This window comes from Pedobacter sp. Bi126, assembly GCF_918698245.1.
In the GTDB taxonomy this organism is placed as follows: domain Bacteria; phylum Bacteroidota; class Bacteroidia; order Sphingobacteriales; family Sphingobacteriaceae; genus Pedobacter.
On record NZ_CAKKMS010000001.1, the window covers coordinates 266,813 to 285,813 of the forward strand.

The window sequence follows — 19,001 nt, forward strand, 5'->3', positions numbered from 1 at the left end:
ATACAGAATATGTTAAGTAGAGTTGCATCAAGCTTATATTGGCTAAGCAGATATGTTGAGCGCAGCGATGGTATGCTGCGCATGTTAAAAACAAATTATGCTTCCTCACAAGATACCATACAGGAATTTACCTGGAAGCCCGTAATCAGGATTTTTTCTTCAGATGACGAAAATGAATTATTGAATATCCAGCACGATAGCCGTGCCGTGATAGAATACCTCTTGTTAAACCGCGAGAATCAAAATTCTATTTTAAACATCGTTACCCTAGCCCGGGAAAATGCACGGAGCGTTCAGGAACATATCCCTAAAGATTTATGGCAGTGTTTAAACGAATATTACCATGCGGTAAAAGACGAGAAATTATTGTGGTACGTACAAAAGGACGATCCTGTTACAGCCTTCGATGTTTTGATTAAACAGGTAATGTTATACAACGGAACTGCCGACAGTGTGATGGAGCGCGGGGAAAGCAGAAGTTTTATGAATATTGGCAAACACCTGGAGAGAAGCATACAGTCCGTAGATATTCTCGATATTAAATTCAGTTCGATAAGCAGCAATCCAGATCTGTTGACGGATATATCCTACTGGAAACATTTATTGCTCTCATTAGGTGGTTATGAACTATACCTAAAAACTTACAGGCAAGGTTTTGATGCAAAAAACATCATCGAATTAGTGATGCTCAACAATGATTTTCCACGGTCTGTGCTGTATGCCATGAACAATATTGAAAGGTATTTCAACCGGTTAAAGAGCGAAAGCAATATCGAACATTACAACAACTTATCTTTTAAGATAGGGCGTTTAAAAAGTATGATTACCTATAGCTCGGTAAATACCATGAACGAAGAGCAGTTGCACCATTACCTTACAGAGATCAGGGCTGAACTTTTCGGCATCGGAAACCAGCTAAACGAATATTATTTCGCAAATTCATAAATAGTTTTTTAGCCACAGATAAACATGATTAACACAGATACTATTTCCTTTATTGATTTTTTATCTGTGGTAACCTATAATAATAAAAACCAATATGCCAATTTTCAAAATCAAACATATCACCAATTATAAATACGAATTGCCTGTTCGGGACAGTGCAAATCAGATTATTTTATTTCCGATTAAGGATGATTTTCAAAAGGTGGTTAAACACGACCTGAATATCTCCGGAAGCCCGGAAATTGAAATTTTTATCGATTATTACGGCAATGAAGTGGGCACATTTACCCAAAATGAACCGCATACCCAGCTGAAAATTTTCTCCAAAGTAAGTGTAGAAACCTTCCCGAAGCCATTGCCGCAAGACGATATGTTTAGCAGCGAGCAGTGGAACAGTTTAAACGTTCTAAAATTCGAAGTGCCATATATCGATTACTTGCGACAAGAAAGTTTCGAGGGCATTAGCCACCTGAAAGAAACAGCGCTAAAGATTAAAGATGCTGAAGATACCCCCTATCAAACCGCAATAAAATACTGCGCTCATGTATTCAACAATTTCGAATACATTAAAGGGGTAACTGCAGTTGACACTACTATTGATGAAATTTTAAACATCAAGGCAGGTGTTTGTCAGGATTTCGCCCATGTATTAACAGCCATGTTGCGTTTAACCGGGATTCCTGCCAGATATGTGAGCGGTTACATCTGCCCCAATAGAGATGGCATGCGGGGTGAAGGCGCAACGCATGCCTGGGCCGAGGCATATTTACCCGAGTACGGCTGGCTGGGCTTAGACCCCACCAATAACTGCATTGCCAACGAAAACCATGTACGCCTGGCAGTAGGCCGCAATTTTACCGATTGCTCCCCTGTAAAAGGGGTTTACAAAGGTGGTTTCGAGCATATTATGGAAGTTAACGTTTCAGTAGGTTATAATGATGAAGATTTTAATGATAATGAAACTTATTTCCAGCCAAAAGAAGTGAATTACACTAAACCATCTGGAACAATAACCACTGCAAGAACACAAAACAGCTATCAGCAATATATGGAAGCCATTCAGCAACAACAGCAGCAACAACAACAGTAGGCAGTTTTCAGTTTGCAGTTGGCAGTTAACAGTTTCAAATCATCAGGAATAAAAGCAGTAGAGATCTATTTCAAATCTCTACTGTTTAAAATTTCATCGATTTTTTCGTTTTCAATAATCCACATCCCTATTCGTTCATCGGTAATCCCATCCATCAGGTTATAAGTAAATGTAGGTTTGTTGTCTTTCATTTCGGTAAAGAGATATTTGAACATGATGTTTTTATTATCTTTCAGCATTTCGGCAACCTCAATAATATGGGTTGAAATCATGAAATAACAATCTTCTATTTTAGAAAATGATTTAATTATAGCTAAAGAGCCATCAAAAGCGTCTTTTACATTTGTACCCCTAAACAGCTCATCAAAAATCACGAAAATATTTTTAGCGGTTTTAATCTTCTCCGCAACATGTTTTACCCTTAAAACCTCATTGTAAAAATGACTATATCCCTGATTTAAGTTATCGGGCAAATTTATAGTCGATATTAGCCCTTGCCAAATACCTGTTTCCATGTACTTTGCAGGAACCGGAAGCCCTAAATGCGCTAAATAAACGGATATACCTACAGACTTTAAAAAAGTAGATTTTCCAGCCATGTTACTTCCCGTAAGAAAGCAGACATTCTTCTCGGTTCCGAATTCAATGTCATTAGCAACAGGATTACTTAAAAAAGGATGAAAAACGCCACAGATGTAAAAATGACGTGCTTTACGATTGACATTCGGCAGGGTTAAATTAAACTTTCTGGCGGCCAGAACAATAGAAAAATAAGCATCTACCTGATAGATGATATCTAAAAACTTCCTGATTGTTTTCAGTTCAATTTTCTTAAAAATAAAATCAAGTTCTTCTAATTCGAATATGCTGATCTTCTTTTCCTTACGTTCAACAATGTTTTTAACTAATTCTTGTTTAAATAAGATAATCACAACTTCATCAAATTCTTTAGCCAGCTCAGGTTTATCCTGATCATTCAATCCCGCAAAAACTCCGCTCAGCTTTTTAAGCAAATAAATGATTTCTTTTACACCTTTCTCTTTTAAATAATAGCCCTGATTGGGAGAAAAGAAATAATGTACAAATTTAGTTAATGCAGATATTCTGGAATAAGACTTGATTTTAGAATTTTGTGTCAGGTAGCTTTCCACAAAATCCATATTGGTACGATCTAAACTTAAATCGCCTGAGTAGTTTGAAAGATATTTTATTACCCTCTGCCGTTCATTGATTATCTTAATATCTGTTGATGGTGTTCTGAAAATTTCGATCAGTTTATCGTTGCCTTTAATTGTCGAAGTAAAATTGAATAAAGAAAAAACACTTTTATCCAGGCCATAAGCCTCAAATATATTTAAGTCGGTTAAGGTTTGTTTATCAATATCAAATTTATTCATGAGGCCTCTTTAACATTAAAACGAATTCAACAATCAACTAAAAAATAAGTTAATATAGATTGAATATGGTAAAATTAATTTTGATATTAAAATCATTTGAGGATGAGAATTTATTTGAAACAACAATAGGTAGTTTTCAGTTGGTAGTTGCTTAATGCTAAAAAACTGAAAACTGTGTACTGAAAACTGCCAACTGATAAAGTTTTTTTCTAAATTTGCGCCTTTTACAAATAACAATATGATTAAGAGACAGCAAATTAAAGATTTATTAAAGTCGACAGCATTTGACACAGAAGTAACGGTTATGGGATGGGTTAGAACTTTCCGTAATAATCAGTTTATTGCATTAAATGACGGATCTTGCATGAGCAATATCCAGGTTGTGATCGATTTTAATAATTTACCTGATGAGCTGTTAAAAAGAATAACTACCGGTGCAGCCATTTCTGCAACAGGTAAATTGATCGAATCGCTTGGTAAAGGTCAAACCGTTGAGATTAAGGCAGCAACTTTAGAAATTTTGGGTGATAGCGATCCTGAAAAATTCCCGTTGCAACCAAAAAAACACAGTTTAGAGTTTTTACGTGAAATTGCACACCTGCGTTTCCGTACCAATACTTTTAATGCCGTTTTTAAAGTACGTCATGCTTTGGCATTTGCCATTCACCAATTCTACAACGAACGTGGTTTTGTGTACATGCACACGCCTGTAATTACCGCAAGTGATGCAGAAGGTGCCGGCGAAATGTTTAAGGTAACCACTTTAGATTTCGACAATACACCACGTACAGATGATGGTAAGGTAGATTTCTCGCAGGATTTCTTTGCCCGTGCAACCAACTTAACTGTATCTGGTCAATTGGAAGGCGAGTTGGCAGCAATGGCTTTCGGACAGATTTATACTTTCGGCCCAACTTTTAGGGCAGAAAACTCAAATACTACACGTCACCTGGCCGAGTTCTGGATGATTGAGCCTGAAGTTGCCTTTGCCGATTTAGAAGACAACATGCAGCTTGCAGAAGATATGATGAAGTATGTAATTAAATATGCTTTAGATAACTGCAAGGATGAATTGGAATTCTTAAATACCCGTTTGGCCGAAGAGGACAAACAAAAACCGCAGAACGAGCGCAGTGAATTTAGCTTGTTGGAGAAATTGGATTTCTGCTTGGCCAACGAATTTGAGCGTTTAACCTATACGGAGGCGATCAGGATTTTAAAATCTTCTAAACCAAACCAGAAGAAACAATTTAAATACCTGATTGATGAATGGGGTGCAGACTTACAAAGTGAGCACGAACGTTATCTGGTAGAAAAGCACTTTAAAAAACCGGTAATCTTAACAGATTATCCTGCTGATATTAAATCGTTCTACATGCGCCAGAATGAGCCTGATGCTGAAGGCAGACAAACTGTTGCAGCGATGGATATCTTATTCCCGGGTATTGGCGAAATGATTGGCGGATCGCAACGTGAGGAACGTTTAGACCGTTTAACTAAACGTATGGAAGATTTAAACATTCCACAGGAAGAACTTTGGTGGTATTTAGATACCCGCCGTTTTGGATCAGCCCCGCACTCGGGTTTTGGTTTAGGTTTCGAACGTTTGGTATTGTTTGTAACCGGAATGACCAACATCCGTGATGTAATTGCTTTCCCAAGGTTCCCGAAAAACGCAGAGTTTTAAGAGGGTTTAGGGAAAACAAATAACGCAAAAAAAAGAAGTCAAGTTTTAAAAACTTGACTTCTTTTTTTTGCGTTATTAAGACCCTGAGATAAACTCAGGGTGACGATCGAGGGAACGAATCCCGTCATACTGAACTTGTTTCAGTATCTATCATGCTATTTTGTATTCTTAAGCCCCTGAGATAAAACACCTTACAGACTTCAATATAAGGGTCGTCATTGCGAGGAGGAACGACGAAGCAATCTTTCATGCTAGTAATCGTCCTATAAAGATTTCTTCGTCGGCTGAAAAAGCCTTCTCGCAATGACGATGCCCTCACAGTGTGAACACAACCGAATTAATGTAAGCTAAACAAATCAAGAATTTTGAAAAATCGTCCCAGTGGGACGCCTCATGGGTAGCCAATTGTACAATTGGCGGTTTCGTTCCGTAGGAACGTTTGGTGATTTACCCGTTAATACCTCTTCATTTCTGGCCACCTAAACCTGATTGACGCGGATACCGATTTTTCATCGGCAGAAGCAAAAAGCAGGACTAAACAAGCCTAAATACCACTGCCCTTGCTTTCCAAAAAACTAATGAGTTGCCATATGCTAGATTTACGAAGTTCTGCCGACGCTCAACCTATTAAAACTTCGGAAGTCATCCCCAGATTTATCGCCCGTCATCATGCATACTATCTCCGTACGGATTGGCATGTGCATAATCTACCGCCGAAACCTTATAATCGGTTGGGGCAAAACTGGCCGAAGTGCTCAGCGCCATGCCCAGTTCGTAACGCGTTGGATAAGGCGTTTTTAACAAACTGCCTGCCGGGATATATGGAAAACTCTCTAAATAACTCTGCATTACACTCGGACTCACCCGCCTGTTGATATACGCCCTGCTTAATTGATGCGTTTCTCTTAAACCCGCAGCGCCCAATAATTCTACAGCACTGGCCACGGTTAAGTTGTGGAAGTTTTTAACCCGAACGGTTTTATCTTCTACCACAAGACCTTTCATTAAACTCTGATCTTGTGTAGCTACGCCTGTTGGGCAGGTATTGCTGTTACATTCTAAAGCCTGAATACAGCCTAAAGCGAACATCATTCCACGGGCAGCATTACACATATCGGCACCCAGGGCGATATTTTTAACCAGATCGAAACCTGTTGCCACTTTACCCGAGGCGATAATTTTAATGTGTTTTTTCAGATCAAAACCATTCAAAACATCGTACACAAAAGCCACACCTTCGCGCAATGGCATGCCTACCGAATTCGAAAATTCCTGTGGAGCAGCACCTGTTCCGCCCTCACCACCATCAACGGTAATAAAATCAGGATAAATACCGGTTTCTACCATGGCTTTACAAATGGCGTAAAATTCGCTTTTACGACCGATACAAAGTTTAAATCCTACTGGTTTACCATCCGATAAATCGCGGAGTTTCTTCACAAACTCCAACAGACCGATCGGGGTATTAAATGCCGAGTGAGCAGGTGGCGACAATACATCTTTACCTTCGGGCACTAAACGGATCCTGGCTACCTCTGGCGTTACCTTTTTTGCAGGCAGCATACCACCATGCCCAGGTTTAGCACCTTGTGAAAGTTTAATTTCGATCATTTTTACCTGGTCGGTTTTTGCCCTTTCTGCATAAGCATCGTAATTAAAGGTACCATCGCCATTACGGCAACCGAAATAACCGGTACCAATCTGCCAGATTAAATCGCCTCCTGGCTGACGGTGATAATCGCTGATTCCACCTTCACCGGTATTGTGTGCAAAATTGCCCATTTTAGCACCACCGTTTAAAGCCAGAATAGCATTCTGACTTAAGGAGCCAAAACTCATGGCCGATATATTATAAATACTCGCAGAGTAAGGTTTTTTACAATCTGGTCCACCAACGATAACACGTGGATCCAAATTTAATTCGTGGTGAGAAATGGCGGCAATACTATGGCTTAACCATTCGTAGCCATTATCGTAAACATTTAACTGCGTTCCGAATGGAATGGTATCGTTATCCTTTTTAGCGCGTTGATAAATTAATGAGCGGTTTAACCTGTTATAAGGCGTACCGTTGGTATCACTTTCTACAAAGTACTGGTAAACTTTTGGCCTCAATTCTTCCATAAAGTACCTTAAACGGCCAAAAACCGGGTAATTTCTTACAATACTATGCTTGGGCTGATACAAATCGTAAATACCAAGAATTACAAAAGGACCAGTGAAGATGAATGTCCACCATAAAAACGGATGGTAAAGGCCCAGCATAATGGTTAGGGCAATTAAAAATGCGGCAATCGCAACGAAAGCTTTTCTCATAATAATAGATTAGCGTATGTTTTGTTGGTACAAAGATTAGGATTATTAAACAACTGACACCATTAATTTGTTATTTTTACGCTATGCTTATTAAGATCTATCCAGAAAACCCGAACGAAAGAGCCATTGAACAAGTTGTTGAAGTGTTGAAGAAAGGTGGTTTGATCATCTATCCAACCGATACCATTTATGGTTTGGGCTGCGATATCACCAACCCGAAAGCGATCGAAAAAATCTGCAGAATACGTGGTATCAAACCTGAGAAGGCCAATTTCTCTTTCATCTGTCACGATTTAAAACACATTTCCGATTATATTAAACCAATTGACAATACCACTTTCAGGGTGTTAAAAAAAGCACTACCGGGTCCGTTTACCTTTATTTTTAATGCGAACAACAACGTACCCAAATTATTAAGTTCCAATAAAAAAACAGTGGGTATCCGTGTACCCGATAACAACATTGCCCGTTGTATTGTAAAAGAATTGGGTAACCCCATCCTATCTACTTCAATAAAGGATGACGATGATGTAATCGAATATTCTACCGACCCGGAATTGATCCACGAAAAATATGAAGACCTGGTTGATCTGGTAATCGACGGCGGTTACGGCGATAACGATGCCTCTACAGTAATCGATTGTACCACAGGCGAGTTCGAGGTGATCCGTGAGGGTAAAGGAAATATTGAAGAGTATTTGTAGCGATTCCCACCTGCGCGGGATCCGATAGCTATCGGATGCGAGCGACTATAGCGAGCACCTTACCCCTATCCGCCTATCGGCAACTTTCACCCGAAGGGATTGGACTAAAAGAACAAATTACCGCACCCTGCAATGTACTTCATGCGATCTGCATCATGCTATCCGGCCTGGCAGATTTTCGCAGGAAAAAGCACGGAAATCTGCGCACTCCCCATCATTAACCCGCAAGCCAAGGCAGGATCAAGCGGGTGCGCTAGGATTAGCAAGGGGTAATAGCCTGGATACTGCCGCAATAAAGATTTCCGTAGGTTTTTACAAGAAAAGATGTAAGCCTTTCAGTTATGCCTTTGCGTTTGTTGTTTTTAACGGCAGGCATGCTTTCGCTGTGCTCAGGTTTGTTACTTTTTCATCAAGGAAAAAGTAAAAGCCCTTCGGTGGCTAACCGAGGCAAGCCCAAGCCTAGGGCAAACCTACAATTGTCATTCTGAACGCAGTGAAGAATCTTTCAGTAAAAGATCCTTCGTGCCTCAGGATGACAAAGCAAAATAAAATGGCGCACAATTCCTAGCGAGCGCATTAAGATTGCTTCGTCGTTCCTCCTCGCAATGACGATCGTATTATAGCGAGCGCCTTAAACCCCTATCCGCCTATCGGCACCTTTCCCCTGAAAGTGAAAGGGCTAAAAAAACAAATTATCGCGCCCTGCAATGTGCGCCATGCGATCTGCATCATGCTATCCGGCCTGGCAGATTTTCGCAGGAAAAAGCACGGAAATCTGCGCACTCCCCATCATTAACCCACAAGCCAAGGCAGGATCAAGCGGGTGCGATGGGATAAGCCAAGGTAAGAGCCTCGATACTGCCGCAATTAAGATTTCCGTAGTTTTTTACAAGAAAGGATGCGAGCCTTGGGTTTTTGTTACTTTTGGGCCAAGCCAAAAGTAAGAGCCCCTCGGCGGCGGTGAGCCGAGGCAAGCCCGAGCAAGGGGCAAAATAGAAAAGGACAGCAGAACAGCAAAGCATTAAGGTTCCCGCCTGCGCGGGAATGACGATCGTATTATAGCGAACGCCTTAAACACCTATCCGCCTATCGGCGCCTTTCACCCGAAGGGATTGGACTAAAAGAACAAATTACCGCACCCTGCAATGTGCTCCAGGTGATCTGCATCATGCTATCCGGCCTCGGAAATGATGGAAGGAGAAAACGTTAAAGCTTTTGCACCTCCTTTCAACCATCCACTACCCCGAGGCAGCACGCCCTCCCCGATCCTTCATCGGGGGCTTGTGCTGGCGACCAAAAAAGCTTTAACGAATTTATCCGACATCAGTTCCCAGCCTTGGGTTTTTGTTTCTTTTGGGCCAAGCCAAAAGAAAGAGCCCCTTCGGCGGCGGTGAGCCGAGGCAAGACAGCGTGGAGGGCAACAACATAGCGACCGCTTTAAGGTTCCCGCCTGCGCGGGAATGACGACCGTATTATAGCGGTGAGCCGAGGCAAGCCCAAGCCTAGGGCAAAACCTACAATTGTCATTCTGAACGCAGTGAAGAATCTTTCGGCAAAAGATCCTTCGTGCCTCAGGATGATAGAAAATTATTTAGCAGCAAAAATGACCAAGTTACTGCCGTATCAATCGCTCCGGTCGAGATGTTGCCGATTTTTAGTATCTGTCAATGATAGTAAGTCGAATCTTTAAACCAAAACGCCAAAAAAAAGCATATCAACGTCATCCCAATCAAAAAATTATTCCTTATTATGTTTATTTTTCCACAATCGCCCAAATTAACATTAAGTTAATCTGATTATAAGGCTTTTGCATATACATTTGTTGTAAACAAAACTTATTATATGAAAAGACCTTTACTTCTCATTTTATTTTTTCTGATTTTCTCCAATTATTTATCTGCCCAAGTCTCACTAACGACAATAAATACAGCTAGATTAGAAAATTTTGATGGCATGACTGCAACGGGGACTTCAACAGTTGCCGGATGGAGCGCCGTTAAAGCCAGTGGCACAAGCGGCGTAGCCGTTGGTTCAGCCTTAACATTAACGGTTTACACCGCTTCGTCAAATGCCGGTGCTGCCTACAACGCAGGAACAGCCGGAGCGGCTGACCGATCGTTAGGAAGTCTGGCTTCTGGTTCGTTGGTACCAAGATTTGGTGCAGGATTCCAGAATAACACCGGCGCAACTGTAACTTCAATCGATTTATCGGGTGTGATGGAACAATGGAGAAGCGGTTCGACAGCTACGGTTAACGAAAAACTAAATTTCGAATACAGTTTCAATGCCACAAGCGTTGCCGATGCATCGGCCACCTGGCTACCACTTAGTAGCATGGACCTTAACGAAAAGTTAACCACAACTACCGCAGCGGCTGGTATTGATGGAAACCTACCTGCAAATCAAACGGCTATTTCGGGAAGTATCACCGCCATTACCTGGGCAAATGGTGCCACACTTTATATCCGCTGGACAGATACTGATGATTCGGGAAGCGACGGTATTTACACGATCGACAATTTTAGCATCACTCCGAAAAGCGGTGGCCCCACTACACCGGTTTTATCAACATCGCCAACCAGCTTGGCATTTGGAAACCAAAGTATTGCAACAAATTCTACTGCGCAGAGCTTCACTTTAAGCGGCAGCAATACCACAGCAAATACCAACGTTAGCACAACTTTACCTTTTACGGTATCCAAAGATAATAGCACTTTCAGCACATCTGTAGCCTACAGTGTTGCCGAAGTTTCGGCTTCGCCAACGGTTTACGTACGCTATAGTCCAACGGTCACTGGTACATCTTCAAGCAACGTCCAAATTTCGAGTACCGGAGCAAATCTTATAAATGTTGCCCTTACAGGTACTGGTATTGTAGGCGACGTTAGCCCACCGGTAACCGCAGCCACTTATCCCAAAACAACAACGGTTACCACTACCTCGGTAGCTTTTGCAAACAACATTAACGAAGCAGGTACCACTTATTATGTGCTAGCCCTTACTGGCGGTACTGCCCCAACACCTGCACAGGTGAAAGCCGCACAGGATGGAAGTGGATCTGCAGCTTTAAAATCGGGATCATTTGCCAACACGGCCAATACCGATGCCAGTGCATCCATCACCGGTTTAACAATTGGTACCGGCTATACCTTATATGTTGTGGCACAGGATGCAGCCGGCAATTTACAAACCACAGTTGCCACGGTAGATGCTACCACTGCCAATCCTCCTTTGGTAAGCGCCCCCGTAATCATCAGCCAATATTACGAAGGAACTTCTGTAAACAAATGGATCGAATTAACCAACCTGAGCAATGCACCGATCAATACCGCATCACCACAGTTAAAATTAGCTTTATACAATATTTCGGGCGATGCGGGTAACATCAACATCACTGGTACACCTTCGCAAACGGTAAACTTAAACTTTACCATCCCAGCCCATGGCTCCGTAATTTTGGGCAATACGGGTAATAGCAATACGGAAGTACCTTACCTAAGTCCTGCCAGTGCCATCTTAAACAGCAACACCGTAATCAACTTTAACGGCAACGATGGTGTGGCCCTTTTAGATGCCAATAACAACATTATCGATGCTTTCGGTCAGGGTGTTAACGCCAAAGATGTTTCTTATGTAAGAAGTTTGAATGTAACCGCTGCCAGTCCTGCTTATGTAGACGACGATTGGACCAGAACACCACTTGCTACTGTTCAAAATGCCATTGATGATGACGATGCCAATAGATTGGGTGTACATTTCCCACCTAACTTACCTGCCTGCGCCGCGCCAAGCAGCCCTGCAACCGCATTGGTTTTTAGCGCCGTAACCACAGGTAGTATCACCGCTACTTTCACTAAATCGGCCGATGCCAACGAATACCTGATCATCAGAAGTTTAAATGCCACCTTAAGCGCGCTTCCGGTTGATGGTACCGCTTATGCCATTGGTTCTGCTTTTGGTGGGGGCACGGTAATCAACAAAATTGTAAGCAATACCTTTACCGATAACAATTTAAACAGTTCTACTACTTACAATTATTTTATTGTTCCGTTAAACAACCTTTCTTGTACCGGCGGACCGAAATATTTAACCACCAACATTTTAACCGCAGCACAAACTACTAAAACCTTATTGCCTTGTGCCACTCCAACCGCACAACCTACAGGTTTTACCATTACTTCTGCTAACTATAACTTTATCCAAGCTTCTTTCACCGCCGCCAGCGCAGCTGATGAATACCTGGTGGTGATGAGCACCAGCAGCACCTTAACCGCAGCACCGGTAAACCAAACGGTTTATAATGTAGGCGATGCTTTAGGTGGTGGTATCGTGGTGAAAAGAGGAACGGGCACTTCATTTATTAGAAATGGTTTAACCCAAAACACCAATTATTACTTTTTCACCTATGCGGTAAATAGTGCCTGCAGCGGTGGCCCTTTGTATTTAACCACGCAGCCTCTTTTAGGGAACTTTAAAACCGGCATCCTTGATGTAAACAAACTCAATTTCTATTATGGTAACCTACACAGTCACAGCAGTTATTCTGACGGAAATAAAGACGATTTAACCAAAAAACCAGAGGATGATTATGCTTTTGCCAAAACGGCGATGAACCTCGATTTCCTTGGGATATCAGAGCATAACCATACCCAGGCGGGCATGTCATTGGCCAACTGGCAACCGGGTATCATTGCAGCCAAAAATGCAACCACTTCTACTTTCGTTGCTTTGCACGGTATGGAATGGGGCGTAATCAGTGGCGGCGGACACGTAATTGTGTACGGAATCGATTCACTGATTGGCTGGGAGCCCGGCGAAAACCAGATTTATGTACCTAAAAGTACTTATACCGGGCCAACGGGTTTATTCAGGATCATTAACCGCCATGGTTTAAATGCCATAGCTACTTTGGCTCACCCCAATACTACCGATTATAACAACATCTCGGCGACTTACGATTTAAGTGCCGATAGCGCCATTGTAGGTGCGGCCTTAGAAAGTGGTCCTGCATTTTCGACCAATGTTACCTATTCTGATCCCGCCAGCTCAATGAGTTATTTAAGCTATTATAACCGCATGCTGGCTAAAGGTTATCACCTTGGTGCAACCATCGATCATGATAACCACAATTTAACCTTTGGTAAGCACACCCGTGCGAGGTTAGTGGTATTGGCTCCTGCCCTTACGGAGAACGATTTGTTGGATGCCATTAAAAAGATGCGTTTTTATGCTTCAGAAGATTCGGCCGCTAAAGTCGTATTCACCATCAACAAACAACCCGTAGGCAGTGTATTCAAAACCGCCGGTGCACCACAGATCTCCGTGAGTTCGATGACCACAAGTGCGGTAACGAGCATTAAAATTTTATACGGAACACCTGGAAGCGGCACCAATCCGGTAGAGTTAACCACCAGTGCAACCGCAAGTTTAACCTATACCGATAATGCCCTGGCCAACCTGGCCACAGGCTATTATTATGCTGATATTGTAGAGGCAGACGGAAGCCGGATCATTACCTCCCCCATCTGGTACACCAGGGATGATGCAACCGTTAAGAAAGACCAGAACATTACCTTTACCGCTACCAGAACCGCTACTTATGGCGACCCTGATTTGGTTGCAGGGGCTACGAGCGACAATACGGCCATTAACATCGAATATACCAGTAGCGATACCAATATTGCCACCATCAGCAATAACGATATCCACATTGTAAAAGCAGGTACGGTAACCATTACAGCCAATCAACCTGGCGATACTTTCTTTAACCCGGCAGTTGCCAAACAACAGGTATTAACCATTGCCCCTAAAGGCATTACGGTAACGGCAGATGCCAAAACCAAGCTAGAAGGAACAGCTGATCCCGCATTTACCTATGTTTCCAGCCCTGCATTAATTGGTGCTGATGCTTTTACAGGAGCATTAAGCCGTGTGGCGGGCGAAACCGCAGGCGATTATGCCATTCAGCAGGGAACCCTGGCTTTAAGTAGCAATTACACCATCAACTATAATGCTGCCAATCTTCATATTAACGCCAAACCGGTTGCCGCACTAAGTGCCAGTGTTGCTGTTCCACAAAACGCCACTGCTCCGGTAATTACCTTTAGGGCAACTGCAGGCACTGCACCGTTTACCTTCACTTATAACATTAATGGAGGCAGCAGCCAAACATTGAGAGCAACAAGCAATACTGCAACAGTAACGGCACCAAGCAATGTAGTAGGTACATTCGTTTACACCATCACCAGCATTGCCGATGCTTTTAGTGCACAGGCCCAAAATGTTTCAACCACGGTAACGGTTCGGCCTTTACCAGTAGCCACCATTGCAGGTAATACATCCGTATGTAACTTCGGTTCATCACCAAATATTACCTTTACCGGGTCAGTTGGAACAGCACCTTACACCTTTACCTACAGTATTAATGGAGGTAGTAACCGTACGGTAAGCACAAGTTCAACCACGGCAACAGTTAGTGTGCCAACCAGCGCAACAGGTACATTTACCTACAATTTAGTAAGCGTGACCGATGCCTATGCTACCCAAACGCAAACCGGAACAGCCACGGTAACGGTAAACGCTTTACCTGTAGTTTCTATCAGCAGCAACAAAGGTTTATCGGTTTCTAAAGGCGATGCCATCGTTTTAACGGCTACCGGCGGTACGCGATACAGCTGGACAGGCACCGACATCATTAGCGGGCAAAGTACTGCTGCCTTAACCATCCGACCGAAACAGAGCGGTACTTACCGTGTTACCGTAAGCAATGCGAGTGGCTGTGTGAGCGATCAAAACATTGCCATCACGGTAGTTGAAGATTATAAACTCGACGCCAGTACTGTAATAACGCCTAATGGTGATGGTTACAACGATAAATTTATCGTGAAGAACATCGATTATTATCCAAACAATACCTTGAAGATATTTGATAAGGCCGGTCGGATTTTATATACCAAACACACTTATGCCAACGATTGGGACGGAACCATAAACGGTAGTCCGCTGAATGAAGGCACCTATTATTACATCATCGATTTAGGTAGCGGCACAGGCACTTTTAAAGGTTATATCAACATCATTAGAGACTAATTACAGACATGAGAGCAATTACAAAAAACATAAAGCAAATGCGTCGCGTAACGTTTCTATTTGCTGCAGGCACATTATTTTTGGGTTCTGTTAAAGCACAGATTCTTCCACTCAATGCACAATATTTCCAGAACCGTTACCTCGTTAACCCCTCAATGGCCGGTATAAACGAAGGTTTTAATATCAACGGAAGTTTCCGCAAGCAGTGGTCGAACATTCCAGGTGCACCCATTACCCAGAGCGTAACCTTAGATCAACAGGTGAACAAAGTGGGTTGGGGTGTAAATATCTACAACGAGAAATCGGGTGGTATCCAACGCACCAAAGCTGTCGGAACCTTTGCTTACCACCTTCCGTTAAACAGCGACGACCAGAAATTAAACTTCGGGATCTCTTTTGGTGCCAGTCAGGATAAACTGGATTTAAGCAGCGTAAGAAACAGTGATATTAACGACCCGTCCATTGCCCGTTTTAACGACAGGGGTTATTATGTAGATGGCGATTTTGGGATCTCTTATACTTCGAAAGGATTAACCGTTGAAGGTGCCGTACCGAACATGCGTTCCGTTTTTAGAAAAGACGATTTAAACTTTGCCGACAAACCCACGTTTTATTCGGCGGTGAGTTATAAGTTCATGCTGGGATCAGGTATAAACGGAATCAGCTTAGAACCAAAAGGTGTTTTTAGAGGCATTAAAAATTACGACAACCTTTGGGATGCAGGTTTAAATGCAAATTTTGCCAACGATAAATTGTACGTAATGGCCATGTACCACAATACCCAGAATGCTACTATTGGTTTTGGCATGAATTATAAATCGACCTTATATTTTATGGCATATTACAACACCGCAACTTCGGCAATCAGTGGTTATACCGATGGCGATTTTGAAGTGAATATCAGGGTTAATATCGGTAAGAAACCTTAATTAAAGCGACTGTCGTCATCCTCGCGCATGCGGGGATCTTAATGCAACAAAACGAAAGCCACAGATACTAGGTCTGTGGCTTTTTTAATTGATCGCGTTCCCACGGATCCGCCTAACCCCCTATCCGCCTATCGGCACCTTTCCCCTGAAAGGGAAAGGACTAAAAGACAAATTACCGCACCCTGCAATATGCTCCATGCGATCTGCTCCCTGCTATCGGCCTAGCAGATTTTCGCCGGAAAAAGCACGGAAATCTGCGCACTTCCCCTCATTACCCCACAGCCCAAGGCAGGATCAAGCGGGTGCGCTGGGATAAGCCAGGGTAAGAGCCTCGATACTGCCGCGATTAAGATTTCCGTAGGTTTTTACAAGAAAGGATGCGAGCCTTGGGTTTTTGTTTCTTTTGGGCCAAGCCAAAAGAAAGAGCCCCTCGGCGGCGGCGAGCCGAGGCAAGACTGAGCCTAAGGCAAAGAATAGCGACCGCTTTAAGGTTCCCGCCTGCGCGGGAATGACGACCGTATTATAGCGAGCGCCTCAACCCTCTATCCGCCTATCGGCACCTTTTCCCTGAAAGGGAAAGGGCAAAAGATAAATTATCGCACCCTGCAATATGCCCCATGCGATCGGCGCCATGCTATCTGGCCTAGGAAATGAATGGAAGGAGAAAACGTTAAAGCTTTTGCAACTCCTTTCAACCTACCACTACCCCGAGGCAGCACGCCCTCCCCGATTCTTCATCGGGGGCTTGTGCTGGCGACCAAAAAAGCTTTGACGAATTTATCCGACATCAGTTCCAAGCCTTGATCTTTTGTTTCTTTTCTATCAAGAGAAAAGAAAGAGCCCCTCGGCGGCGGTGAGCCGAGGCAAGACTGCGCGAAGGGCAAGAATAGCAAATTTTAAAATTAGCTTCGCTGAGCACTTCGTGGTTCCCGCATACGCGGGAATGACGACTACGTTAAATAACAAATTTCCTCACAAAAACCACCCCCTTTCCCCCTTATTTCACTATTTTTACCCCTATGGCTAAACTCATCAATCTAGAAGTATTTCAGCGTTTCTTTCGTTCCGGACAAGTAGGTGGTTTTTTATTGTTGATCTGCGTGGCAATTTCCTTACTCATCGCCAACACCGATTCAAAAGAAAGTTTCGAAGCTTTTTTAGCAACCAAACTAGGCTTCGGCGCTATCAACTACAGCATTTTAGCCTGGATAAACGACGCCTTAATGGCTATATTTTTCCTGCTCGTAGGGCTCGAAATCAAACGCGAACTGCTCGAAGGAGAATTATCTTCCGTTAAAAGCGCAGCCTTACCCGTAATTGCAGCGCTCGGCGGCATGCTCGTCCCTGCCTTAATTTATAGCCTGTTTAACAAAGGAGAAAGCTCGGCATCAGGCTGGGGCATCCCCATGGCAACCGATATCGCCTTTGCCCTTGCCATTATTGCCATGCTCGGTAAAAGTGTACCCACCAGTTTAAAAATATTCCTGGCCGCTTTAGCCATTGTCGATGATCTTGGTGCCATCCTGGTCATCGCAATCTTTTATACTAACCAGATTCATTTCGAATACCTGGCCATGGCCGGAGGCATCCTTGTTCTTTTAGGACTGATGAATTATTTCGGCGTAAAGAAACTGGCATTTTACCTCATTCCAAGCATATTCCTTTGGTATTTCATTCACCACTCTGGCATCCATGCCACCATTGCAGGGGTACTGTTGGCTTTCACCATCCCTACTAACGAAACGGATGAAGAATCGCCACTTGAAAAACTGGAACATTTTTTAACCACGCCGGTAAACTACATCATTATGCCCATTTTTGCATTAGCCAATACCAATATCACTTTTCAAAAAGAAATGCTCGCCGGACTGGTTTCACCTCTCGGCCTCGGCATTATCGTAGGCTTATTCGTGGGTAAAACCATTGGCGTAACCTTTTTCAGCTGGTTAGCCGTGAAATTAAAATGGGCCGATTTACCCACCGGAGCAGGCTGGAAACACATTTTAGGTTTGGGCATGCTCGCCGGAATCGGCTTTACCATGTCGATTTTTATTGCGCTGCTCTCTTTTAGCGAAGTGCTCCATGTTTCGGAAGCAAAGTTTGCAATTTTAACGGCTTCGATCCTATCGGGCGTGGTGGGGTTTGTGTTTTTGAAATCGGTGAAAGCTAAAGGGTTAACCACAGAAGGCAATTTAACCACAGAGGACACAAAGTAAAACACAGAGGGGCACAGAACCCCTATCCGCCTATCGGCACCTTCCCCCCGAAAGGGAAAGGACTAAAAGACAAGTTATCGCACCTGCAGTGTGCACCATGCGATCTGCATCATTCTATCGGCCTAGGAAATGATGGAAGGAGAAAACGTTAAAGCTTTTGCACCTCCTTTCAACCTACCACTACCCAGAGGCAGCACGCCCTCCCCGATCCTTCATCGGGGGCTTGTGCTGGCGACTAAAAAAGCTTTGACGAATTTATCCGACATCAGTTCCAAGCCTTTCAGTTATGCCTTGGTGTTTGTTGTTTTTAAAGGTAGCCATGCTTTCGCTGCGCTCAGGTTTGTTTCTTTTGGGCCAAGCCAAAAGAAAGAGCCCCTCGGCGGCGGTGAGCCGAGGCAAGACTGCGCGAAGGGCCAAGAAAATAGCGAGCGCATTAAGATTGCTTCGTGCCTCGCAATGACGACCGTTTTATAGCAAGCGCCTTAAACCCCTATCCGCCTATCGGCACCTTCCCCCTGAAAGGGAAAGGACTAAAAAACAAATTACCGCACCCTGCAATATGCCCAATGCGATCTGCACCCTGCTATCCGGCCTAGGATATGATGGAAGGAGAAAACGTTAAAGCTTT

At 43.3% G+C, this 19,001-nt stretch carries 10 protein-coding genes; 8 read left to right on the top strand and 2 right to left on the bottom strand.

Annotated elements, in window-relative coordinates:
• Positions 1-9: 9 nt before the first annotated feature.
• Both LQ201_RS00895 and LQ201_RS00900 read left to right on the top strand, forming a co-directional pair.
• Complete coding sequence (locus tag LQ201_RS00895) at positions 10-945, top strand: alpha-E domain-containing protein (RefSeq protein WP_230144125.1); 936 nt, start codon at positions 10-12, stop codon at positions 943-945.
• Between the two features lie 94 nt (positions 946-1,039).
• Complete coding sequence (locus LQ201_RS00900) at positions 1,040-2,035, top strand: transglutaminase family protein (RefSeq protein WP_230144124.1); 996 nt, start codon at positions 1,040-1,042, stop codon at positions 2,033-2,035.
• A gap of 65 nt (positions 2,036-2,100) precedes the next feature.
• Here the strand turns inward: LQ201_RS00900 and LQ201_RS00905 are convergent, their stop codons facing one another.
• Entirely contained in the window at positions 2,101-3,432 is a 1,332-nt protein-coding gene (locus LQ201_RS00905; RefSeq protein WP_230144123.1) for a hypothetical protein, read from the bottom strand.
• Positions 3,433-3,670: 238 nt separating this feature from the next.
• On the opposite strand from LQ201_RS00905, the gene asnS reads away from it, so the two are divergent.
• The gene (gene asnS, locus LQ201_RS00910) at positions 3,671-5,119 is read left to right on the top strand and encodes an asparagine--tRNA ligase (RefSeq protein ID WP_230144122.1); all 1,449 of its coding nucleotides are present in this window, start codon (positions 3,671-3,673) and stop codon (positions 5,117-5,119) included.
• 654 nt (positions 5,120-5,773) lie between these two features.
• Here the strand turns inward: asnS and LQ201_RS00915 are convergent.
• Complete coding sequence (locus LQ201_RS00915) at positions 5,774-7,435, bottom strand: FMN-binding glutamate synthase family protein (RefSeq protein ID WP_230144121.1); 1,662 nt, start codon at positions 7,433-7,435, stop codon at positions 5,774-5,776.
• An 83-nt stretch (positions 7,436-7,518) separates the two neighbouring features.
• Here LQ201_RS00915 and LQ201_RS00920 point away from each other — a divergent pair, with 83 nt between their 5' ends.
• From LQ201_RS00920 to LQ201_RS00940, 5 genes are all read left to right on the top strand, one after another.
• Positions 7,519-8,139: an L-threonylcarbamoyladenylate synthase gene (locus LQ201_RS00920; RefSeq protein WP_029275823.1), complete on the top strand. Its 621-nt coding sequence runs from the start codon at positions 7,519-7,521 to the stop codon at positions 8,137-8,139.
• Positions 8,140-9,981: 1,842 nt separating this feature from the next.
• A complete protein-coding gene (locus LQ201_RS00925; protein ID WP_230144120.1) occupies positions 9,982-15,228 on the top strand; it encodes a CehA/McbA family metallohydrolase in 5,247 nt (1,748 codons plus the stop codon).
• A 38-nt stretch (positions 15,229-15,266) separates the two neighbouring features.
• On the top strand, positions 15,267-16,157 hold the full coding sequence (locus tag LQ201_RS00930; RefSeq protein ID WP_230144119.1) for a type IX secretion system membrane protein PorP/SprF: 891 nt from the start codon (positions 15,267-15,269) through the stop codon (positions 16,155-16,157).
• 1,019 nt (positions 16,158-17,176) lie between these two features.
• Positions 17,177-18,373 carry a Na+/H+ antiporter NhaA gene (gene nhaA, locus LQ201_RS00935; RefSeq protein WP_230144118.1) on the top strand — a complete coding sequence of 399 codons (1,197 nt, stop codon included), beginning with the start codon at positions 17,177-17,179 and terminating at the stop codon, positions 18,371-18,373.
• 129 nt (positions 18,374-18,502) lie between these two features.
• Positions 18,503-18,847, top strand: coding sequence for a hypothetical protein (locus LQ201_RS00940; RefSeq protein ID WP_230144117.1), 345 nt, complete (start codon positions 18,503-18,505; stop codon positions 18,845-18,847).
• Positions 18,848-19,001 lie beyond the last annotated feature (154 nt).